Here is a 21,116-nt window from a genome sequence, read left to right as displayed (position 1 = left end):
CCGGCGGCTTAGCGGTTTTCTTCGTTCTGAAACAGCCGGGAGAGACCTTCTCCCGGCTCTTTTTCCCGCATGAAGGCTTCGCCCACCAGGAAGGTGTGGACCTGGTGGCTGCGCATCAGCCGCACGTCGTCGATGGTGGCGATGCCGCTTTCCGTGATGGCGATACGGCCGTTCTCAATTTGAGGCAGCAGTTTCAGCGTGGTGGCCAGGCTGACTTCGAAGCTGCGCAGATTGCGGTTGTTGACGCCGATCAGTTCTGTTCTTAATTGCAGAGCCTGTTCCAGTTCGTCTGCGTCGTGCACTTCGGCCAGAACCGCCATGCCCAGTTCCATCGCAAGGGATTCCAACTCGCGCATCAGCGGCAACTCCAGCGCGGCGGCGATCAGCAAAATGCAGTCGGCGCCCATCGCGCGGGCTTCGTACACCTGATAGGGGTCGACGATGAAGTCCTTGCGCAGCACCGGCAGGCGGCAGGCGGCGCGGGCGGCCTGCAAATAGGCGGCGTCGCCTTGGAAATACTGGCGGTCGGTCAGCACCGACAGGCAGGCTGCGCCGTGTTCGGCGTAGCTGGCGGCGATGTCGGCAGGACGGAAGTCCTCGCGGATCACGCCTTTGCTCGGGCTGGCTTTCTTGATCTCGGCGATGACCGCGGCTTGGCCCAGCGCGTGTTTGGCGCGCAGCGCGGCGACAAAATCGCGACGATCGCCGCTGAGCGCTTCCGCGGCGGCGCGCACCGCGCTCAGAGGCCGCTGCGGCAAGGCTGCGGCGATTTCTTCGCGTTTGGTGGAAATGATGGTGTTGAGTATGTCTGACATGCTTGAGTCTGCAATCCGGCCAAGTCCAAAGAAACGACCATCATGCAGGAACAGCCGTGGCGTTGACAAGCCGCGTCGTTCAGTCCTGCTCTGCTGGGTTTTGTCTGCGGGGCACTTCGACGATGCGCGGCGGGTGGCCGGTCAGGTCCAGAAAGCGCATCAGCTCGTCCATGGGCAACGCCAGCGTGCTGGTATTGACCAGCGGATGGCAAAGGATGGCGTCCCGGCAGCTCAGCGCCTGATCAATGACGACGGCGACCTGGCGGTCGCGGTCATTGATGGCGGCCAAAAGCGTCACCGAGCCCGGCGTCAGGCCCAAGCAACGTTGCAGGCGGTCAGGCGAGGCGAAGCGCAGGCCTTTGAGTTCCAGCAATTCGCCCAGGGCCTTGATGTCGACCCCAGCGTCGGCAGGCACCGCCAACAGCACATGCTGGCGGCCCTTGGCGTCGCATAGAAACAGGTTTTTGCATTCCGCGCCGGGCAGGCCGGGTGCTAGGCGCGCGGCTTCTTCGCAGGTGTAGACCGGGGGATGGTCGAAGCGCTGGCGGCGGATCTGGTGCTGGTCGAGAAAGTCGTACAGAGCATGTTCCATGCTTCGCAGGCTAGCATGACGGCGGCGGGGGCTTCAATGGCCGCGCCGCTAGCTTTGGCTCAGTCGCGCCAGCGGTCTTCAAACACCAATTGCTCCAGAGGCTGGCGGCTGGCCCACTTCTCTTGTTCCAGCATGGGTTGGGCGTAAAACTCGGCGACGTGGCCAAGACACAGCACGGCAATGGGTTTTGCGCCCTCCGGCATGCCCAGCAGCGCGGAGAGCGCGGCCGGATCGAACAAGGACACCCAGCCCATGCCCAGGCCTTCGGCGCGGGCCGCCAGCCACAGGTTCTGGATGGCGCAGGCCACTGAGGCCAAGTCCATTTCCGGCAGAGTGCGGCGGCCGAACACATGGCGTTCGCGGCCATCCATCAGCGCGGCTACCAGCACTTCGCCGCAGTCGCGGATGCCTTCCACTTTCAGGCGCAGGAATTCCGCCTGGCGCTCGCCCAATTGATCCGCGGTGCGCAGGCGCTCGGCGTCCACCAGTTTGCCTATTTCCTCGCGCAGGCTGCGGTTAGCGATGCGGATGAAGCGCCACGGCTGCATATAGCCGACGCTGGGCGCGTGGTGGGCGGCTTCGAGCAGCCGTCGCAGCAGGGCCGGGTCTACCGGGTCCGGCAGAAAATGGCGCATGTCGCGCCGTTGTTCTATCACCCGGTAGATGGCGGCGATGTCTTGATCGGGATAGCGGTGCATGGGGAGGCCTTTCTAAAGAACCTGTTCGAGATCTGCTGCGCTTCAGCAATACGGTGTGAAACACAAGCTCAAATGTTCATGAGCTCAAACGTTCATGCATCGCATGGCCATTTCTCTTTTCAAGCGGTTTCATCCTGTCTTGCTCCAGATTACGAGACTTTGAACAGGCTTTGGCAAACGGACGAGAGGGATTTTCAGTGTCGGAGGATAGCGGCTTTGTCACAGCTGGCAAATAGCATGGCGCCGCTTGCAGGAGGACTCATGACTTCGGTCAAGCGATTCAGCGGATTAGACGCTTTTGGCATGAGTTTCCCACATGACGCCGCGCATGCGGGCGTGATAAAGTGGACAGTCTGAATTCCAACGTTGCCGCGCCGGGCGCGGCGCGTTCGGCCATAGCCCGAACCGCTATCGCATCTTGATGATTTAGAGGACTTTCCGTGACCCGAATTGCAGAACTAGAACCCAAAGTCGTCTGGGAGCATTTCCAGACCTTGTGTGAAATCCCGCGTCCGTCCAAGCATGAGCAGCAATTGCGCGATTACCTGAAGGGGTGGGCGGAACTGCGCGGTCTGGACACCGTGGTGGACGAGGTCGGCAACCTGATCATTCGCAAACCGGCGACCCCAGGCTACGAAAACCGCATCGGCGTGGTGTTGCAAGGCCATCTGGACATGGTGTGCCAGGCCAACACCGGCACCGAGCACGACTTCTTCAAGGATCCGATTCGTCCGGTGCTGCAAGACGGCTGGCTGGTGGCGGAAAACACCACGCTGGGCGCCGACAACGGCATCGGCGTGGCGCTGGGCATGGCGGTGTTGAATAGCGAGGACGTGCCGCACGGGCCGATCGAGGTGCTGCTGACGCTGGATGAGGAAGCCGGCATGGGCGGCGCGCTGGGCTTGGGTACCGGTCTTTTACAAGGCCAGTACCTGATCAATATCGATACCGAAGAGTGGGGCGAGTTCTACATGGGCTGCGCCGGCGGCGTCGATGTCAACGTCAGCCGCAGCTATGCGAGCGAGGCCGTACCCGCTGGCTATCAAGCCGCTAGCCTGGTGATCAAAGGCCTGCGCGGCGGCCATTCCGGCGCCGATATTCATCTGGGTCGCGGCAACGCCAACAAGATTCTGATTCGTCTGATCCGCGAGCTGGAAGCGGAAACCGATCTGCGCGTGTCTTCGTTCAAGGGCGGCACCGCGCGCAACGCCTTGTCGCGCGAGGCTTTCGCCGCAGTGGCTTTCCCGGCCGCGGATGCGGACAAGGTGGCGGCCAAGCTGGATGCGTTCCAGAGCCTGATGCGTTTTGAACTGGCTGGCGTCGACGAGGGCGTCACCGTGGTGCAGGAGCGGATCGAGCTGGGCAAGGTGATGTCGCGCGCGGATCAAGGCGCGATCTTCGCTGCCTTGCACGCGGCGCCGCATGGCGTCAAGCGCATGAGCCAGCGCGTCCAGGGCGTGGTGGAAACCTCCAACAACCTGGGCGTGGTGGTGGTGGAAGAGGGCAAGTTGTTCGCCAACCTGATGGTGCGCTCCTTGCTGGATTCCGGTACCTGGATGCTGGCGCGCGAGGTGGAAAGCCTGTTCCTGTTGGCCGGTTGCAAAGTCGAGATGGAAGGCGGCTACCCGGGCTGGGCGCCTAACCCGCAATCCAAGCTGCTGGCCTTGTTCCAGCAGGTCTATGCACGCGAGTTCGGCGACGAGGCTCAGGTGCAAGTGATCCATGCAGGCCTGGAGTGCGGCATCTTGGGTTCCAAGTATCCGGATATGGACATGGTGTCCTTCGGGCCCAACATCCGCGGCGCGCATGCGCCGGGCGAGCGGGTGGAGGTGGAGTCAGTGGGCAAGGCCTGGCATTTGCTGAAGGCGGTGTTGGCTGCGGTGCCGGCGCGCTGAATCTCTGTTAGCTAAGGTTTGATGCGAATACCGGCCAGCGTTAGCTGGCCGGTTTTGTATTGGTCGAGCCGGTTTTGCCCTATGATCACAACAGCCGCGCCGCTGTTATTTCGCATGGAGACTAGCGATGAACGATTCCATCAAGCGATTGCTGCTGACCGGCGGCCTGATTGTGTCGCTGGCCATGGGCATACGCCATGGCTTTGGTTTCTTCATGCCGCCGATGACCCAGGCCTTCGGCTGGAGCCGGGAAGCCTTCGCCTTCGCGCTGGGCCTGCAAAACCTGGTATGGGGCCTGGCTCAACCCTTCGCCGGCGCGCTGGCGGACAGGCATGGTTCCGGCAAGGTGCTGCTGGGCGGCGCCTTGCTTTATGTCGCCGGCCTGGCTTTGATGACGGTGTCCGGCACACCCTTGCTGTTTTCTCTGTCGGCCGGCGTCTTGCTCGGTCTGGCCTTGTCCTGTGTCACTTATAGCGTGATTTTTGGCGTGGTGGCGCGCAGCGTGTCGCCGGCTTACCGTTCGCGCGCGATGGGCATCGTCGCGGCGGCGGGGTCTTTCGGCCAGTTTGCGATGATCCCGGTGGAGCAAGGCTTGATCGACGGCCTGGGCTGGCTGCCGGCGTTGCTGATCCTGGCCGGCTGCGCCGCACTGATGCTGCCCTTGTCCGGCTGGCTGGCGCGCGAGGACCGGCCGGCGCAAACCGCCGCGGCCCAGCATTTGTTGCGAGGGATGGCGGACACCTTCGCCGCCGCCTGGGCGGAACGCGGCTTCCGTCTGCTGATGGCCGGCTATTTCGTCTGCGGCTTTCAGGTCGTGTTCATCGGCGTGCATCTGCCGGCCTATCTGCGCGACCACGGTTTGGGCGGCGGCACCGCTAGTCTGGCGCTGGCCTTGATCGGCCTGTTCAACATATTCGGCACCATGGCCTTCGGCGAACTGGGCAGCCGTTGGTCAAAGCCCAGCCTGCTCAGTTTCATTTATCTGATGCGCAGCGTGGTGATCGCGGTTTTTCTGTTACTGCCGCTTAGCGGCGTTTCAGTGGCGGTGTTCGCCGCCGCGATGGGTTTTTTGTGGCTGTCCACGGTGCCGTTGACCAATGGGGTGATCGCCGGCATGTTCGGCGTGCGTCACCTGGGCATGCTGTCCGGCGCGGTGTTTTTCTCGCACCAGTTGGGCAGTTTCCTGGGGGTGTGGCTGGGTGGGGCGCTCTATGATTTGCTCGGCAATTACGATCTGGTATGGGTGCTGGCGATAGCCCTGGGCCTGCTGGCCGCCGCGGCCAATCTGCCGGTGCGCGAAACGCCGTCGGCGAGTTTCGCCAAGGAGGACGCATGAGAGCCTTGCTGCTGTCCGTCGGCGCGGCGCTGCTGTTGGCCTGCTTGACCGGGATGTATCTGCGCGCCGATTTCGTGGTGGACCTGGCCAACCGGGTATGGACTTGTTTTGGCTAAGAACCTGTTCACGAGCTGCTGCGCGTCGGCGGGAGAGTTAGACAGAGGCGTTGAAACCCGCTTCGAAATACCCATGGGGCGTGTATGCATTCCTCTTACCCAGCGCTTTTCGTTTTGCTTCGACGTAAGTCGCGAGGCTTTGAAGAGATTCTAAGAGTTGGTTGGTCTCTTGCGTTTTATCGCGACAAAGGCTTGCGAGCGTGGCTCATCTCGCGGAAACTGGGTGTTTCGGGAGCCGCGTGTTCAAACTTGGACGCGCGCGTCTCTACAGGATGCATGCAATAGAGAAAGACTGGAAGCCGTGTCGGAACATTTACTTAAACAGCACCGCGACGCCATCGACAACATCGATGTGGAAATCCTCAATCTGCTGAACCAGCGCGCCACTCACGCGCGTGAGATCGGCGAGATCAAGGGCGGCGGCATCATCTATCGGCCCGAGCGCGAGGCGCAGGTGCTGCGCCGCGTCAAGGAACTGAATCCCGGTCCCTTGCCGGGCGAGTCGGTGGCGCGCTTGTTCCGCGAGGTGATGTCCGAATGCCTGGCGCTGGAAAAGCCGCTGTCCATCGCTTACCTGGGGCCGGAAGGCACCTTCAGCCAGTTGGCTACGCTTAAGCACTTCGGCCATGCCGCGCGCACGGTGGCCTGTAGTTCGATCGACGAGGCTTTCCGTTTGGTGGAGTCGCGTGGTCTGGATTACGTGGTGGCGCCGGTGGAGAATTCCACTGAAGGCGCGGTGGGCCGCACGCTGGACCTGATGGTGACCAGTCCGTTGAAGATTTGCGGCGAAGTGGTGCTGCGCATTCACCACCATTTGCTGCGCAAAGTGGAGGGCCTGGACGGCATCCGTCGCGTTTACGCGCATGCTCAGGCGCTGGCGCAGTGCCATGAGTGGCTGAACAAGAACCTGCCGGAAGCGGTGGAGCGGGTGTCGGTGGCCAGCAACGCCGAGGCGGCGCGGCTGGCGGCCGAAGACGAGGGCGCGGCGGCGATCGCCGGTCAGGCCGCGGCTGAGCGCTACGCGCTGTTGAAGCTGGCGTCCAATATCGAGGACGAGCCCAACAACACCACCCGTTTCCTGGTATTGGGGCTGCAAGACGTGGGCGCCACTGGCCAGGACAAGACCTCGGTGGTGGTGTCGGCGCCCAATCGTCCGGGTGCGGTCCACCAGTTGCTGGCGCCCATCGCCGGCAACGGGGTGTCGATGAGCAAGTTCGAGTCGCGGCCGTCGCGCGCGGGTTTATGGGACTATGTGTTCTTCATTGATATGGAAGGGCATCGAGACGACGCCAATGTGCAGCAGGCGCTGGCGGGGCTCGCCGAGTGCACTTCCTTTGTCAAAGTGCTGGGCTCTTATCCGCTCGCGGTGCTTTGAATTTTATAGGATGAGGATGCAAGCGGGCCGCGCAGCGGCCCGTTGTGTTTTTGACGTTAATGTTTGATAGGGGAAAAATAAGAATGAAAGCTATCTGCCTGTTTTGCGGCTCCAACAAGGGGATCAAGCCGGAATACGAAGCGGCCGCCCGGGACTTTGGCCGCACCTTGGCCGAACAGGGCGTGACCCTGGTCTACGGCGCCGGCAAGGTCGGCCTGATGGGCGTGGCCGCGGATGCCGCGCTGGCGGCCGGCGGCAAAGTCATCGGCGTGATTCCGGAGTTTCTCAAGGCCAAAGAAGTGGCGCATACCGGCTTGACGGAAATTCATGTCACCGAAACCATGCACCAGCGCAAGGCGCTGATGGCGGAGTTGTCCGACGGCTTCATCGCGCTGCCGGGCGGCTTCGGCACCTTCGACGAATTGTTTGAGATCTTGACCTGGGGTCAGTTGTCCTTGCACGGCAAGCCTGTGGGGCTGCTGGACGCCGCCGGCTATTATCAGCCCTTGCATCGGATGATGGAGCACGCGGTGGCGGAGGGCTTCGCCCGTCCCGGCAATATGGATCTGTTCCGCATCAACGAAGACTTGCCTGCGCTGTTGTCGGATATGCGCGCTTACCAGCCGCGGGAGGTCGCCAAGTGGCTGGACCTGGGCAAGGCTTGAGTCGGCGCTGAAGTCAAGATGCGGGCGAGAGAAACAGCGGCGCAGGGCTGGCGCCGGCTGAAACGGGTGTTGACCTGGCCGCTGGCCTTGCTGGCGGCCTTGATCATCCTGTTCGAAGAGTACGCCTGGGACGAGCTGTCCGCCGCGCTGGGGCGCTTGGCGGCCTGGCCGCCGCTGGCTGCGCTGGAGCGGCGCATCGCCGTCTTGCCGCCGTGGGCTGCCCTGGCGATATTCGCGCTGCCGGCGGCCTTGTTGCTGCCGGTCAAACTAGCGGCGCTGTTCCTGATCGGACGGGGGCACGCGCTGCTGGGCGTGCTGATTATTCTGCTGGCCAAGGTGGGAGGCACCGCGCTGGCGGCGCGGTTGTTTACGCTGACCCGGCCGACGCTGATGCGAGTGTCCTGGTTTGTGCGGCTGTATAATGGCTTCGTTTACTGGCGCGAGCGAATCTTCGAGCGCTTGCGGGCCTCGGCTCCGTGGCGGCTGGCGCATGCGCTGGCCGGGTTTGTCCGGCGCGGCGCGCAGCGGCCGTCGTTCTGGTCGCGGCTGGGGCGTCGTTTGGCTGGGCGTTGGCGCAGGCGGTCATGAAGGGTTTTGAACGGGATAGCGGATGATCATCATCATGAACCGGCTGGCGCCGGAAAGCGAAGTGGCGGCCGTGGTGGCCAAGATACGAGGCGCGGGGCTCAGCGAGCATGTGTCGCGCGGCGCGGAGCGCACCATCATCGGCGCGGTGGGGGACGAACGCAGCTTGTCGCCGGAAATGTTCGAGTCGATGCCGGGGGTGGAGCGGGCGATGCGGGTGGTGCGCGAGTACCGCATCGTCTCCCGGGAGACTCACCCGCAGAACAGCGTGGTGCAGGCGCGAGGTCTGTCCTTTGGCGGCGAAGCCTTGCAGGTGATTGCCGGACCGTCCGCGGTGGAGTCGGCACAGCAGATCGCGCAGGCCGCAACGGCGACGCGGGCCGCCGGTTGCCGGTTGCTGCACGGCGGCGTGTTCAAGCAGCATCCCAGCCCTTACGGCTTCCAAGGCCTGGGGGTTGAGGGCATTGAGCAGTTGATCGCAGCCGGCCGCGCCGAGGGGCTGCCGGTGGTGTCCGAGTTGGCCGATGTGCGCATGCTGGACGTGTTTTTGGAGCAGGGCGTGGACATCATCCAGATTGGTTCGCGCAGCATGCAAAACGTCGAACTGTTGAAGGAGGTGGGGCGCTTGAACAAGCCGGTTATCCTTAAGCGCGGCGTTGCCGCGACCTTGGGCGACTGGTTGATGGCCGCCGAATACATCGCCGCCGGCGGCAATCACAACATTGTGTTTTGCGAGCGCGGCATTCGTAGTTTCGAGCCGGCCTATCGCGCCACGCTGGACGTCAGCGCGATTCCCTTGCTCAAGCGCGAAACCCATTTGCCGGTGATTGTCGACCCCAGTCACGCCGCTGGCAAAGCCTGGTTGGTGCCGGCGCTGGCCAAGGCGGCTTTGGCCGCCGGTGCGGACGGCCTGCTGCTGGACATGCACCCGCAGCCGGAGGCCGCTTTGTGCGAAGCCGATCAGGCCTTGACGCCGGAGGGGCTGGCCGCGCTGATGGCTGAGCTGCGGCCCTTGGCGGAGGCCTTGGGGCGCAGTCTGTAATTGGATTCCAAGCGTCGATGCATGAAAAAAGCCGCGTTTACGCGGCTTTGCTTTTTCCGGTGTCGGCGATCAAACCTTGTGGCGTTCACACAGCGCGCGGAAGGCGCCCATATACTGATCCTGCACATAGGGTTTGAGCAGGGCCAGCACCTGCAGCACGCCACGGTGGCCGGATTCCTCGGTGATCGGCGCCTTGGGGCGTGCGGTTTGTTCGAAAGCGAACCAGAACTTCACCACCAGCCAGATATTGATGCTGACCGGTTCGATGTCTTCCTCGTCCATTTCCAGCAAGCCCAGGCGGATGAATTCGCGGAAGTGCTCGGCCAGGATGTTTTTCAATTCGGTGTTGACGAACTGATGGTACTCCGACTGCATTTGCGGGTTGCGCGCCAGCATGCCCGGCAGGTCGTAGAACATGAAGCGGAACTGCCACATTGCCAGGAAGGCGGTATCCAGGTAGTTAACCAGATCGTCCACCGTCATTTCTCGGTTTTCCGGCACCGCCAGGCGCTGATTGATGAACTCGCGGTACATCAGGAAAATTTGATAGACGATCTCTTCCTTGTTGCGGAAGTGGTAGTACAGGTTGCCCGGGCTGATCCCCAGATGCGCGGCAATGTGATTGGTGGTGATGCTGCGCTCGCCCTGCTCGTTGAACAGCTTGAGGCTCTCCTGGATGATGCGGTCGTAGGTTTTGATTCTGTTTTTGCTCATGATGCGCTTGGGCTGTTCAATGACATTCGGGATGCGCCATTCTAACGCAAATTTGGAGTTCTTGCTCTAATTGTTTGCGCGCGCGCTTCCCGATGTTTTAGGTCAGTGCGGTGTCGCTCTGCTCGGGAAAACATTGCGCCAGGAAGTGGTGCAAGATGGTCTGTTCGATACGATGCCGGTCGCGGGCCGGTATCGCGATGCGCAAGATCAACTGATAGCGTTTTTCGTCGATGGGCTGTAGCGCGATGCGGGGTTCCACTGACGGAATGTCCACCAGATTACGCTTGGCCATGTCCTCCATGTGCTGACGCGCCACTTCCAGATGAGGCTGGCAGGACTCTTCCGCCGCCGCCATCAGCAGGCGCTCGGCGCGAATGGGCGGCACGGAGTAGGCCATGGGGACGTTGACGATGTGCATCACATAGTCGCCCATGTAGTTTTCGCGAATCACCGGCGTGGATAGCAGCAGGCTGTTGGGAAAGGTCAGCGCCCGCCCGGTCATCTGGTGCGAGCTGTGATTGGGTCCGATTTCCATCACCGTGGTGGACAGCAGGCCGATGTCCACCACCCGCCCGCGCACCGTGCCCACTTCGATATGATCGCCCAAGCTGTAGCTGTTGGAGGTCTGGCGCACCAGACCGCCGGACAGGCACATGATTAGTTCCTTGGTGGCCAGGATCAGCGCGGCGGCGAAGGCCAGCATGGATACCGCGATGGTTTGCAGCTCGCTGGCCCAGATCAGGCCGATGCCGGCCAGACCGGAGACGAAGAGGATGTTGCGAGTGTTCACCGACCAACGCCGCTTCGACTCGATCGCTATGCTGTTGTTGGCCGCTAGCAGCCGGTCCACCACCAGGCGGATGATAAGCAGGGCGGCGATCAGGATCAGCGAACGCGCTATTTCGTGCGAGTAGTTGTCGCGCAGATAGCCTATCAAGTCGAACAAGGTGGCCTTGGGCTCCATGTGGTGTCGGTTTCAGCTTCAGTCGTTGAGTTTGACCGCGTGTTCGCGGGTTTCGTGGAATACGATGTCAGGCCAGCGTTCCTGAGTCAGTTGCAGGTTGACGCGGTTGGGGGCCAGGTAGGCGAGGTTGCCGCCGGCGTCGGTGGCGATGTTGATCTGCAGCGCTTTGACGAATTCGTCCAGCTTTTTGCGATCGTCGCAGCTGAACCAGCGCGCGGACCAGATGCTGGCGGATTCGAACATCGCGTCCACGCCGTATTCGGCCGCCAGGCGCGAGGCCACCACTTCAAACTGCAGCACGCCCACCGCGCCCAGAATCAGGTCGCCGCCGCTGTGCGGCTTGAATACTTGCACCGCGCCTTCTTCGCCCAGTTGCTGCAGGCCCTTTTGCAGTTGTTTCAGCTTCAAAGGGTTTTTGATGCGAACGCCGCGGAACAGTTCCGGCGCGAAGAAGGGAATGCCGGTAAAGGTCAGGTCTTCGCCTTCGGAGAAACTGTCGCCGATCTGGATATTGCCGTGGTTGGGAATGCCGATGATGTCGCCGGCAAACGCCTCTTCCACGATTTCGCGGTCGTGGGACATGAAGGTCACTACGCTGGAGGCCGCGATGTCGCGGTTCAGGCGCAGGTGTTTCATCTTCATGCCGCGCTCGAACTTGCCGGAGCACACGCGCAGGAAGGCGATGCGGTCGCGGTGCTTGGGGTCCATATTGGCCTGGATCTTGAACACGAAACCGGAGAACTTGCCTTCGGTGGGCGCGACTTCGCGCACGGTGGCGTCGCGCAGCTGCGGCGCGGGCGCCCAGTTGATCAGCGCGTCCAGGATTTCGCGCACGCCGAAGTTGTTGATGGCGGAGCCGAAGAATACCGGGGTCAGTTCGCCGGCCAGGAATTCGTCCAGATTCCACTCATTGGATGCGCCCTTGACCAGTTCGATCTCCATGCGCAGCTGTTCCATTTCCAGCGGGAACAGCTGGTCCAGGCGCGGGTTGTCTATGCCCTTGATCACTTCCACGTCGGTGATCAGCTTTTCCGCGCCCGGTTCAAACAGGATGACCTCGTCGTTCAGCAGGCTGTAGACGCCGCGGAAGGCCTTGCCCATGCCGATGGGCCAGGTGATGGGCGCGCAGCGGATCTTCAGCACGTTCTCCACTTCGTCCAGCAGCTCCAGGCTGTCGCGCACCTCGCGGTCGTACTTGTTCATGAAGGTGACGATGGGCGTGCTGCGCAGGCGGCAGACGTTCAGCAGCTTGATGGTCTGCTCCTCCACGCCCTTGGCGGCGTCGATCACCATCAGGGCGCTGTCCACCGCGGTCAGCACGCGGTAGGTGTCTTCGGAGAAATCCTGGTGGCCGGGAGTGTCCAGCAGGTTGACGGTGTGGTCGCGGTATTCGAACTGCATCACCGAGGACGCCACCGAGATGCCGCGCTGCTTCTCGATCTCCATCCAGTCGGAGGTGGCGAACTTGCCGCCTTTCTTGCCCTTGACGGTGCCGGCCATCTGAATGGCGCCGGAGAACAGCAACAGCTTTTCGGTGAGCGTGGTCTTACCGGCGTCAGGGTGGGAGATGATGGCGAAGGTGCGGCGGTGGGACACTTCTTCGGCGATGCGGGCGAGTTCGGCGGACATGGGATTGCTTGTATTGGAATTCGATAAAGCCGAGTATTTTACCGGACTTGCCTTACGGTGGAAGTTTTATGTTAGTATTGATAATGATTATCATTAACAAAATAAAACCGTGATGCCTTGCTCTCGTCTTTCTCCGCCTTGCCCCGATTCTATTTTCCGTGCCCCCAATCCGCCGCGCTTCCGTCCCAAAGCTCTGGTTCTGAGCCTGGCTTGCCTGGCTGCGCCAAGCGTCTGGGCCGCCGAAGCGCCGGCGCGCCTGGATACCGTTCACGTCACCGCCGACGGCCCGCAGGCGCGGGTAGGTAGCAATAAGCTGGACCGCGAGGAAATTGAGCGGCCGCAAGCCCCCTCCCTGGCCGAAGTGCTGGACGCGCTGCCTGGTGTCAATGCCGGCGGCTCGCCGCGTCCTGGCGGTCAGACCATCAATGTTTGGGGTTTTGACGCGGTTGAGCATGTCCCGGTAACACTGGACGGCACCGCTCAGAATTTTGATAAATACCAGCAGGGCACATCATTTGTGGATCCTGAACTGTTGGGTTCGGTAGAGGTGTTGAAAGGCGGGCATTCTCCGTTCTACGGCAACGGCGCGTTTGGGGGCGTGGTCAAAGCGGAAACCAAAACAGTAAGCGAGTTGCTTCTGCCGGGTAAGTCGGTGGGCGGCTTCGCCAAGCTGTCTTATCAAGATAACGGCCATCGCTTTGGCCAGTCTTTGGCCGCTTATACTGGCGGAGCCGGCAAGCCGCTGGATTTGTTGGCTTACATCACGCACAGCCGCGGGGGAGATGGCGAGCAGGCAAATGGCCGGACATACCATTTCTCGGGAGGTTCTCAGCGCTCCGGGATGTTGAAGCTGACTTGGCGGCCGGCGATCGGGCATCAGTTCAAGCTGGGTTTTGTTCAGCAAAGTGAGCAGCTGAGAACACCATGGGCTGCACGTGGAGGCGATATCCCCGCGCCTACTGAATGGGAAATCCAGAAGTTGGGCCTAGAAGAAGCTTGGCTGAAGAAAACAGTGTGGCGTGAGCAGGATGTTGACTCCGTGAGCGCCGAGTGGAGCTATGCCAGTCCTGATTTGTCGTGGCTGGATTGGCAATTGACTTATAGCCAGTCTCGGCGATTTCAACATGACCGCCGTCCGGAAAGTGCGTGGAAGGTTGATTTCCGTAATTCTTATGGCCAGGAAAGTTGGGTGACGCAACGCGACAAGACGCTAGAGTTTCGTAACGTCGCCAATGTAGGGGAAGGCTGGGCAAGTCAAACGATTACCACGGGGGTAAGTTGGTCGCAGAAAGATTGGGACCCTTTGACTTATTTGGCGCCTCAGGCCAAAAACGCGGACTACAACTATGGTTGGATCAATCCTTATGGTTCCTCCAAGGGCAAGGAAACCATGCGTTCCGCGTACTGGGTGCATGAGTGGCGACCATTGGCGGAGCTGAAAATTATGCCGTCGCTGCGCTATGACCATGTGCAGTTGCAGGGGCGTCCCAACCTGGCGCCGATTTATAGCGACGCGTCGGCTGGACATGACTACCGGCCTGTCAGTTATGCCGGCTGGTCGCCGCGTCTGGCGCTGGCCTGGCAGTTCGCGCCAAGTTGGACGGTGGATGCGGCCTATGCCCATACCTGGCGTGCGCCTAATGTGGACGAGGTCTACCATGTTCAGACCAGGAACTCCACCCTATCTGGCACCAGCCGTCAACTGAAACCCGAAACCCTTGATGCTTTACGTCTGGGTGTAAGTTTTGATGGAGTGGGAGTGCTTGCAACGGGTGATCGGCTGTCTGCTTCTTTGGCTTGGTTCCAGCAAAATGTGCATGACAATATTTGGATGCGCCTTGGCAACAAGAGAACAGGCGATGCGCCAGGCGTCGAGCCGCCGAAAGGTACGGGTTTTTACCGGAACTTGCCAGGTTATGTTATTCAGGGTTTTGAACTGGATAGTCACTATCAGTGGCGTGGCTGGTTCGGTAGCCTCTCCTTATCGGCCATGACGGGTCAGCATGCGCATAGTCTGCGTGATCCTTGGGGCAAGTCTGAGCCTATGGTGCAAATTCCTCCGCGGAAGGCAGTGCTGACTTTGGGGCATACCTTCCGGAAACTTGGGCTTACCGTGGGCGGGCAGGGCAAGTTCGTTCGCGCTCAGGATAGGGTTCCGCAAGCGGTCAATCCAGAAGTGATATATGGCTTTGCCCCGCAACATGGCTACGCCTTGGCGGGACTGTTTGCCAGCTGGCAGCCGACAGGCAAGCTTAAAGGGGTAGAGGTGCGGGCTGCGGTGGATAATCTGTTTAATCGGGAGTACACCCCCTATCTGACCGAGGGCGCGGAAGGCATGGGGCGGGCGATCCGCACCAGCGTGTCCTGGCGTTTCTGAGGGAACGCGGCTTGCGTTTGATTTGAGACTAGGAGGGGCCGCAGGCCCCTCCTTGCGTTACAATGGCGCTCCAAATCCCTCGCAAAGGAGCGTCTTCGTGTTTACCGGTATCGTCCAAGGGGTGGCGGAAGTGATCGCCATCACGGAGAAGCAGGACTTCCGTACCCATACGCTGCGTTTGCCGGCGGCCTTGCTGCCCGGCCTGGAGCTGGGCGCCTCGGTGGCTCACAACGGCTGCTGCCTCACTGTCACCGCCATCAACGGCGATCAAGTTTCCTTCGATCTAATGCGCGAAACCCTGCGCGTCACCAACCTCGGCCTGTTGCAAACCGGCAGTCTGGTCAATATCGAGCGCGCCGCGCGCTTCGGCGACGAGATCGGCGGCCATGCGATGTCCGGCCATATTCTGTGCATGGCCAAGGTGGCCCGGGTGATCGATCTGCCCAATAACCGCACCGTCTGGTTCGAATTGCCGGCGGAACACATCAAATACGTGTTCGCCAAGGGCTATATCGGTATTGACGGCATCAGCCTGACCATAGGCGAGGTGGCGGACAATCGCTTCTGCGTGCACCTGATTCCGGAAACCCTGGAGCGCACCATCATCAAGTCGCGCAAAGTGGGCGATCTGATCAATATCGAAGTGGACCCGCAGACCCAGGCCATCGTGGAGACGGTGGAACGGGTGCTGGCCCAGCGCGGGACCGCGGCGTGAACCTGGCCGGCCGGCGCGTGCTGGCCTCCTGGAGCGGCGGCAAGGACTCCTGCCTGGCGCTGTGGCGCGCGGTGCAAGCCGGCGCCAGCCCGCAAGCTTTGCTGACGATGGCGGACGAGAGCGGCGAGCGTTCGCGCTCGCACGGTTTGCGCCCGGAAGTGCTGGCGCTGCAGGCCGCTGCGCTGGGCCTGCCCTTGCGGGTGGGGCGCGCGAGCTGGGCCGGCTACGAGGCCGAGTTCATCGTCCGGCTGGGCGAGGCCCGCGCCGACGGTTGCGAGGCGGTGGTGTTCGGCGACATCGATCTGGACGCTCACCGCGAGTGGGAGGAGAAGGTCTGCGCCGCGGCCGGCCTGCAGGCATGGCTGCCGTTGTGGCAGCAGCCGCGCGCCGCCTTGGTACGGGAGTTCATCAACGCGGGCTTCAGCGCCCGCATCGTGGTGGTGAACACCCGGCTGGCGAGCGAGCAGTGGTTGGGCCGCGAACTGAGCCACGAACTGGTGGACCGGATGCTGGCGGAAGGCCTGGACCCTTGCGCCGAGGCCGGCGAGTTTCACACCCTGGCAATGGACGGGCCTTTGTTCGCTCAGCCCTTGCGCTTGCGCGACGGCGACATCCATCGCCATGGAGATTATGTCAGCCTGGACCTATTGCCCGGCTGAGAGCCTGTTCAGAGTCTCGCGAGCAAGTGCGAGCCTTTGAACAGGCTTTGAAAATGAATTCAGGCGGGCGGCGGCCCGCGCCAAAAACAAGTGCTTACGAAGGAAGATGGTATGACTATTTCCCCGATTCAGGACATTATCGCCGACATCAAGGCCGGCAAGATGGTGGTGCTGGTGGACGCCGAGGACCGCGAGAACGAAGGCGACCTGGTCATGGCGGCGGAGTTCGTCACCCCGGAGGCGATCAACTTCATGGCCAAGTTCGGCCGCGGGCTGATCTGTCTGACCTTGACCGAGGAGCGTTGCCAGCAGTTGAACCTGCCGTTGATGGTTAGCAATAACGGCACTCCGTACAGCACCAACTTCACCGTGTCCATCGAGGCCGCCGAAGGCGTGACCACCGGCATTTCCGCGGCGGACCGAGCCCGCACCGTGCAAGCCGCGGTGGCGCGGTTGGCCAAGCCGGCGGACTTGGTGCAGCCGGGTCATATCTTCCCGCTGAAAGCGCAAAAAGGCGGCGTGTTGATCCGCGCCGGCCACACCGAGGCCGGCTGCGATCTGGCGATGCTGGCGGGTTTGGAGCCGGCCGGCGTGATCTGCGAAATCATGAACGACGACGGCACCATGGCCCGCCTGCCAGAACTGGTGGAGTTCGCGCGCGAGCATGGCTTGAAAGTGGGCACCATCGCTGACTTGATCCAATACCGCAGCCGCACGGAATCGCTGGTGGAGAAGGTGGGGCAACGACCGGTGGACACCCCGTTCGGCGCGTTCGACTTGCATGTGTTCCGCGACATCACCACCCGCGCCACTCACTTGGCCCTGGTCAAGGGCGAGATTGAGGCGCAGCGCGAAACCCTGGTGCGCGTGCACGAACCCTTGTCCGTGATCGACGTATTGGCGCCCTTGTGCAGCCAGCATTCCTGGACAGTGCCGAATGCGCTGGAAATGATAGAGGAAGCCGGCCACGGCGTCGTGGTATTGCTGTACCGCGATGAAACCGGCGAGGACTTGGCGCAGCGCGCGCTGGGCCTGGAGCAGCAGAAGCAGCGTTGGGACAGCAAGACCTTCGGCATCGGCGCGCAAATGCTCAAGGCGCTGGGCGTGGGCAAGATGAAGCTGATGACCGCCCCGGTGAGCTTGTCGTCCATGACCGGCTTCGACCTGGAAGTGACCGGGTTTTGTCAGCCGCGGGCCTTCCACGTGGACGAGGAATGAGCGGCGGCGCAATGGATAAGGTCCGGGGATTGAGGTAGAATCTCCGGTTTTCCGTAGTGATTCCGCCGCGAGGAACAAGATGCTTCAAGCTATCCAGCGTATAGAACCCGATCTGATGGGCAAGGGCCTGAAAATCGGCGTTGTGATGTCGCGTTTCAACACCCCGGTTTGCGAAGGCTTGCGCGATGCCTGCCTGGGCGAGCTGGCCCGGCTGGGCGTGGCCGCCGAGGACGTGACCCTGGCCACGGTGCCGGGCGCGCTGGAAGCGCCGCTGGTGTTGCAAACCATGGCCAAGAGCGGCCGCTTCGACGCGCTGGTGGCGCTGGGAGCGGTGATCCGCGGCGAAACCTACCATTTCGAACTGGTGTCGAACGAATCCGGCGCGGGCGTGACCCGCGTGGGCCTGGACTTCGACATCCCGATCGCCAACGCGATTCTGACCACCGAAACCGACGAGCAGGCCGAAGTGCGCATGGAAGTCAAAGGCCGCGAGGCCGCTGCCGTGGCGGTGGAGATGGCGAATCTGCGGAAGCGCATCCTGCGCGGCTGATCGGCTCCCGCCAAGATACCGGAGCCGGGCGTGCCCGGCTCACCGCTCTTTACAAGGAACACCTCTATGAAAACCGCTCGCCGCCGCGCCCGCGAATTTGCCATCCAAGGCATTTACGAATGGGAGTTGAACCCGGATCGTCCGGCCTCCCTGATCGAAAAGCATCTGCGCGAGAATGAATACTTCGCCAAGGCCGATGAGGCCCTGTTCCGCGAAATCCTGTACGGTGTGCTCAGAGACGTCGGCACGCTGTCCAACCAGATCGGCCGCTACTACGAGCGCGCCGAAGACGAAGTCAGCCCGGTGGAACGCGCCGTGCTGTTGATGGCCGCGCTGGAACTGACCCAGCATCCGGAAACCCCGTATCCGGTGATCATCAACGAAGCCATCGAAATCACCAAGACCTTCGGCGGCACCGATGGTCATAAATTCGTCAACGGCGTGCTGGACAAGCTGGCCGCCGAAGTGCGCGCCGACGAAGTGGCGTCGCAGAAGGCGCGTCGCCAAAACTGAGGCCTTGTCGCCGGCGCTGTCAGATTGGAACACACCCGCGACCGCGGGTGTTTTTGCATCGGCCGAGCAGAAAGATCGTGATGAATGAATTTGAATTGATCCGCCGCTATTTCACGCGTCCGGCCGGCGGCGCGGTCCTGGGCGTTGGAGACGATGCCGCCATTCTGCGGCCGACGCCGGGTTGCGATCTGCACGTATCGGTGGACATGCTGGTGGAGGGGCGTCATTTCTTCGCCGACGTCGAGCCGGAAGCGCTGGGTCATAAAACGCTGGCGGTGAATTTGTCCGATATGGCGGCGATGGGCGCCGCGCCGCGCTGGGTGGTGTTGTCGCTGGCTCTGCCGGCGATGGACGAGGCCTGGGCCGCCGGCTTCTCCCGGGGGTTTTTCGCCTTGGCGGAGCGTTACGGGGTCGATGTGATCGGCGGCGATACCACGCGCGGCCCGTTGACGCTGTCGGTAACCGTGGGGGGGGAGACTCCGCGAGGCCAGGCGCTGCGCCGCGCCGCCGCCCGCGTGGGCGACGACGTTTGGGTTAGTGGTGAGCTGGGTCTGGGGGCGATGGCGGTGCGCAGCCGGCTGGGCAAGATCGCGCCGCTGCCGGACGGTTTGCGCGAGGCGGCCTGGCGCAAGCTGGAATACCCGGAGCCGCGCATCCCCCTGGGCCTGGCTTTGCTGCCGCTGGCGCATGCCGCCGCCGATGTGTCCGACGGCCTGCTGTCGGACCTCGGCCATATCGCCGCCGCTTCTCAGACGGCGGTGGAAGTATGGGCGGACGCCTTGCCGTCGCACCCGCTGGCGGAGGCCGGGCGTGGGCAATGGCTGGATTGCCTGGCCGCGGGCGGCGACGATTACGAACTGGTATTCACCGCGCCGGCCGCGCATCGAACTCAGATCGAGGCCTGCGCCGAGACGGCTGGCTGTCGCCTGAGCCGCATCGGCCGCATCGCGGCGGGCCAGGGCGTCAGCCTGCTGGACGGCGCCGGCAACATCATTCAACTGGAAAGCACCGGCTATGACCATTTCAAATGAGACGGAAACCCTGAAGCTGCAGCCGAACTGGCGCTTTGTTCTGAGCCATCCCGCCCATTTCCTGGCTTTCGGTTTCGGCAGCGGCCTGGCACGCAAGGCGCCTGGGACCTGGGGCACGGTGGCCGCCTATCCCTTGTTTTTTGTCCTGCACGCGCTGGGCGTGCAAGGTCTGGCGTTGGCGGCGTTGTGTCTGCCGCTGTTCATCGCCGGGATCTGGATCTGCGGCTACAGCGGCCGGGCGCTGGGCGTGCACGACTACGGCGGCATCGTCTGGGACGAGATCGTCGCCATGCTGCTGGTGCTGGCCTTCGCGCCGGCCACGCCCTTGGCCTGGCTGCTGGCTTTTGTCTTGTTCCGCTTTTTCGACATTCTCAAGCCCTGGCCTATCCGCTGGCTGGACCGTCACGTGGGCGGCGGTTTTGGCGTGATGGTGGACGATCTGCTGGCAGCCTTGTTCGCGCTGGCGGTGCAGTGGGGAGTTTGGCGTTTGCTGTAAGAACCTGTTCAAAGTTTGCTGCGCTTCGTGAAGCGTTGCACGGTGAGTACAAGCTCAAAATGCTCATGTACCACTCGACCATTCCGATTTCTCAGCCGTTTTCGCCGTGTCTCGCTCTTGCTCGCGAGACTTTGAATAGGCTGTAAGAGTCTGTTCAGTATGGAAATGAAAAGGGGCCGTCGGCCCCTTTTTTCATAGCCGCAGCGCACTCAACGTACTACCACGGTGCAAGTGGTGCCCGCCACCAGAACCTGTCCAGCCGGCAGTGTGTCCAGCTCAATGCGCACCGGCACCCGCTGCGCCAGCCGCACCCAGTTGAAGGTGGGGTTGACGTCGGCCAGAAGTTCGCGACCGGTGCCCGCGTCGCGGTCGGTGATGCCGCGGGCGATGCTGGCGACGTGGCCGCGCAATGTCGGGCCGCCGCTGAGCAGGGTGATCTCCACCTTGGCACCGAGCTTGAGCAAGGGCAGCTTGGTTTCCTCGAAATAGCCTTCCACCCGATAAGAATTACGGTCTATCAGCGCCAGTTTGGGCGCGCCGACGGCGGCGAAGTCCCCGACGTGGACATTGAGGTTGGTCACGTAGCCATCCGCCGGGGCGCGCACCACGGTGCGCTCCAGATTCAGGCGGGCCAGATCGCGGGCGGCCAGCGCCGCCTGATATTGGGAGCCGGCGGCGGCGGCGGCGAAGCTCGCGGTTTCGCGGTTTTCGGCGGAAACCACGGCGCTGTCCAGGCTGTCGCGTCGCGCCGCCTCCTTGCCGCGGCGGTTTTTCTCGGTGCGCTGGCCGTCCAGCGCGGCTTCAGCCTGGGCCAACGCCGCCGCGTAGCGGACGCGGTCCACGACGAAGAGCACGTCGCCTTTATGCACGGGTTGATTGTCCTTGACGGCCACCTGGGTCACCAGGCCGGCCACGTCGGCGGAGAGCGTGATCACGTCGGCGCGCACGCGGCCGTCGCGAGTCCATGGGGAGTGCATGTAGTGGTCCCACAGCGCCTTGCCCAGCCAGACGGCGAGCGCCAGCAGCAGCAAGGTGGTCAGATAGCGGATGAGGGTGTTGGTTTGCATTTTGATTGTCCGAAATAGGGTTTCAGCGCTTGTTCAAAGCCCTGCGGGCCAGGCCTGGGCGAGC

At 62.4% G+C, this 21,116-nt stretch carries 21 protein-coding genes; 14 read left to right on the top strand and 7 right to left on the bottom strand.

All coding sequences use genetic code 11. From position 1 onward, the window contains the following. Positions 1–8 precede the first annotated feature (8 nt). The 3 genes from trpC to bluB form a co-directional block, all read right to left on the bottom strand. Positions 9–815 (bottom strand): indole-3-glycerol phosphate synthase TrpC, encoded by an 807-nt coding sequence (trpC, locus tag MOV80_RS12420; RefSeq protein ID WP_118267785.1) that lies wholly within the window; start codon positions 813–815, stop codon positions 9–11. 79 nt (positions 816–894) lie between these two features. Continuing rightward, the gene (locus MOV80_RS12415; RefSeq protein WP_118267783.1) at positions 895–1,407 is read right to left on the bottom strand and encodes a prolyl-tRNA synthetase associated domain-containing protein; all 513 of its coding nucleotides are present in this window, start codon (positions 1,405–1,407) and stop codon (positions 895–897) included. A gap of 59 nt (positions 1,408–1,466) precedes the next feature. Next, positions 1,467–2,105: a 5,6-dimethylbenzimidazole synthase gene (bluB, locus tag MOV80_RS12410; protein WP_019102227.1), complete on the bottom strand. Its 639-nt coding sequence runs from the start codon at positions 2,103–2,105 to the stop codon at positions 1,467–1,469. A 440-nt stretch (positions 2,106–2,545) separates the two neighbouring features. On the opposite strand from bluB, the gene MOV80_RS12405 reads away from it, so the two are divergent. The 6 genes from MOV80_RS12405 (at position 2,546) to aroF (ending at position 9,119) form a co-directional block, all read left to right on the top strand. Next, on the top strand, positions 2,546–4,000 hold the full coding sequence (locus tag MOV80_RS12405) for an aminoacyl-histidine dipeptidase (RefSeq protein ID WP_118267780.1): 1,455 nt from the start codon (positions 2,546–2,548) through the stop codon (positions 3,998–4,000). A 127-nt stretch (positions 4,001–4,127) separates the two neighbouring features. Beyond that, the gene (locus tag MOV80_RS12400; RefSeq protein ID WP_118267778.1) at positions 4,128–5,336 is read left to right on the top strand and encodes an MFS transporter; all 1,209 of its coding nucleotides are present in this window, start codon (positions 4,128–4,130) and stop codon (positions 5,334–5,336) included. A gap of 417 nt (positions 5,337–5,753) precedes the next feature. Continuing rightward, on the top strand, positions 5,754–6,827 hold the full coding sequence (gene pheA / locus MOV80_RS12395) for a prephenate dehydratase (protein WP_019102231.1): 1,074 nt from the start codon (positions 5,754–5,756) through the stop codon (positions 6,825–6,827). Positions 6,828–6,910: 83 nt separating this feature from the next. Next, positions 6,911–7,492 carry a TIGR00730 family Rossman fold protein gene (locus MOV80_RS12390; protein ID WP_200122595.1) on the top strand — a complete coding sequence of 194 codons (582 nt, stop codon included), beginning with the start codon at positions 6,911–6,913 and terminating at the stop codon, positions 7,490–7,492. Between the two features lie 18 nt (positions 7,493–7,510). After that, the gene (locus tag MOV80_RS12385) at positions 7,511–8,080 is read left to right on the top strand and encodes a hypothetical protein (RefSeq protein WP_181248042.1); all 570 of its coding nucleotides are present in this window, start codon (positions 7,511–7,513) and stop codon (positions 8,078–8,080) included. Positions 8,081–8,102: 22 nt separating this feature from the next. Further along, entirely contained in the window at positions 8,103–9,119 is a 1,017-nt protein-coding gene (gene aroF, locus MOV80_RS12380) for a 3-deoxy-7-phosphoheptulonate synthase (RefSeq protein ID WP_019102234.1), read from the top strand. A 69-nt stretch (positions 9,120–9,188) separates the two neighbouring features. Here the strand turns inward: aroF and MOV80_RS12375 are convergent, their stop codons facing one another. The 3 genes from MOV80_RS12375 to MOV80_RS12365 all read right to left on the bottom strand — a co-directional run bounded on the left by MOV80_RS12375 (position 9,189) and on the right by MOV80_RS12365 (position 12,426). Continuing rightward, positions 9,189–9,833, bottom strand: a complete 645-nt coding sequence (locus MOV80_RS12375) for a TetR/AcrR family transcriptional regulator (RefSeq protein WP_019102235.1) — start codon at positions 9,831–9,833, stop codon at positions 9,189–9,191. A gap of 97 nt (positions 9,834–9,930) precedes the next feature. After that, entirely contained in the window at positions 9,931–10,797 is an 867-nt protein-coding gene (locus MOV80_RS12370) for a mechanosensitive ion channel domain-containing protein (RefSeq protein WP_107732601.1), read from the bottom strand. An 18-nt stretch (positions 10,798–10,815) separates the two neighbouring features. Further along, positions 10,816–12,426: a peptide chain release factor 3 gene (locus tag MOV80_RS12365; RefSeq protein ID WP_249605145.1), complete on the bottom strand. Its 1,611-nt coding sequence runs from the start codon at positions 12,424–12,426 to the stop codon at positions 10,816–10,818. A gap of 112 nt (positions 12,427–12,538) precedes the next feature. Between MOV80_RS12365 and MOV80_RS12360 the strand changes: the two genes are divergently transcribed. The 8 genes from MOV80_RS12360 to MOV80_RS12325 all read left to right on the top strand — a co-directional run bounded on the left by MOV80_RS12360 (position 12,539) and on the right by MOV80_RS12325 (position 19,985). After that, a complete protein-coding gene (locus tag MOV80_RS12360; protein WP_249605144.1) occupies positions 12,539–14,803 on the top strand; it encodes a TonB-dependent hemoglobin/transferrin/lactoferrin family receptor in 2,265 nt (754 codons plus the stop codon). A 97-nt stretch (positions 14,804–14,900) separates the two neighbouring features. Continuing rightward, positions 14,901–15,518, top strand: a complete 618-nt coding sequence (locus MOV80_RS12355; RefSeq protein WP_019102390.1) for a riboflavin synthase — start codon at positions 14,901–14,903, stop codon at positions 15,516–15,518. Beyond that, entirely contained in the window at positions 15,515–16,177 is a 663-nt protein-coding gene (locus MOV80_RS12350) for a diphthine--ammonia ligase (protein WP_249605143.1), read from the top strand. The genes MOV80_RS12355 and MOV80_RS12350 overlap by 4 nt, the downstream gene beginning before the upstream one ends. Positions 16,178–16,288: 111 nt before the next feature. Then, complete coding sequence (gene ribBA / locus MOV80_RS12345) at positions 16,289–17,395, top strand: bifunctional 3,4-dihydroxy-2-butanone-4-phosphate synthase/GTP cyclohydrolase II (RefSeq protein WP_019102388.1); 1,107 nt, start codon at positions 16,289–16,291, stop codon at positions 17,393–17,395. Positions 17,396–17,474: 79 nt separating this feature from the next. Beyond that, positions 17,475–17,945: a 6,7-dimethyl-8-ribityllumazine synthase gene (gene ribH / locus MOV80_RS12340; RefSeq protein ID WP_043590598.1), complete on the top strand. Its 471-nt coding sequence runs from the start codon at positions 17,475–17,477 to the stop codon at positions 17,943–17,945. Positions 17,946–18,011: 66 nt separating this feature from the next. Next, positions 18,012–18,458, top strand: coding sequence for a transcription antitermination factor NusB (nusB, locus tag MOV80_RS12335; protein WP_019102386.1), 447 nt, complete (start codon positions 18,012–18,014; stop codon positions 18,456–18,458). 80 nt (positions 18,459–18,538) lie between these two features. Further along, positions 18,539–19,489 carry a thiamine-phosphate kinase gene (gene thiL / locus MOV80_RS12330; protein ID WP_249605142.1) on the top strand — a complete coding sequence of 317 codons (951 nt, stop codon included), beginning with the start codon at positions 18,539–18,541 and terminating at the stop codon, positions 19,487–19,489. Beyond that, positions 19,473–19,985, top strand: a complete 513-nt coding sequence (locus tag MOV80_RS12325; RefSeq protein ID WP_019102384.1) for a phosphatidylglycerophosphatase A — start codon at positions 19,473–19,475, stop codon at positions 19,983–19,985. Before thiL ends, MOV80_RS12325 begins: the two co-directional genes overlap by 17 nt. 209 nt (positions 19,986–20,194) lie before the next feature. Here the strand turns inward: MOV80_RS12325 and MOV80_RS12320 are convergent, their stop codons facing one another. After that, a complete protein-coding gene (locus MOV80_RS12320) occupies positions 20,195–21,052 on the bottom strand; it encodes a biotin/lipoyl-binding protein (RefSeq protein WP_019100682.1) in 858 nt (285 codons plus the stop codon). Positions 21,053–21,116: the final 64 nt, after the last annotated feature.

The organism is Chromobacterium sp. IRSSSOUMB001 (genome assembly GCF_023507765.1).
In the GTDB taxonomy this organism is placed as follows: Bacteria; Pseudomonadota; Gammaproteobacteria; order Burkholderiales; family Chromobacteriaceae; genus Chromobacterium; species Chromobacterium haemolyticum.
This window is presented reverse-complemented; position numbering and strand designations above follow the sequence as displayed.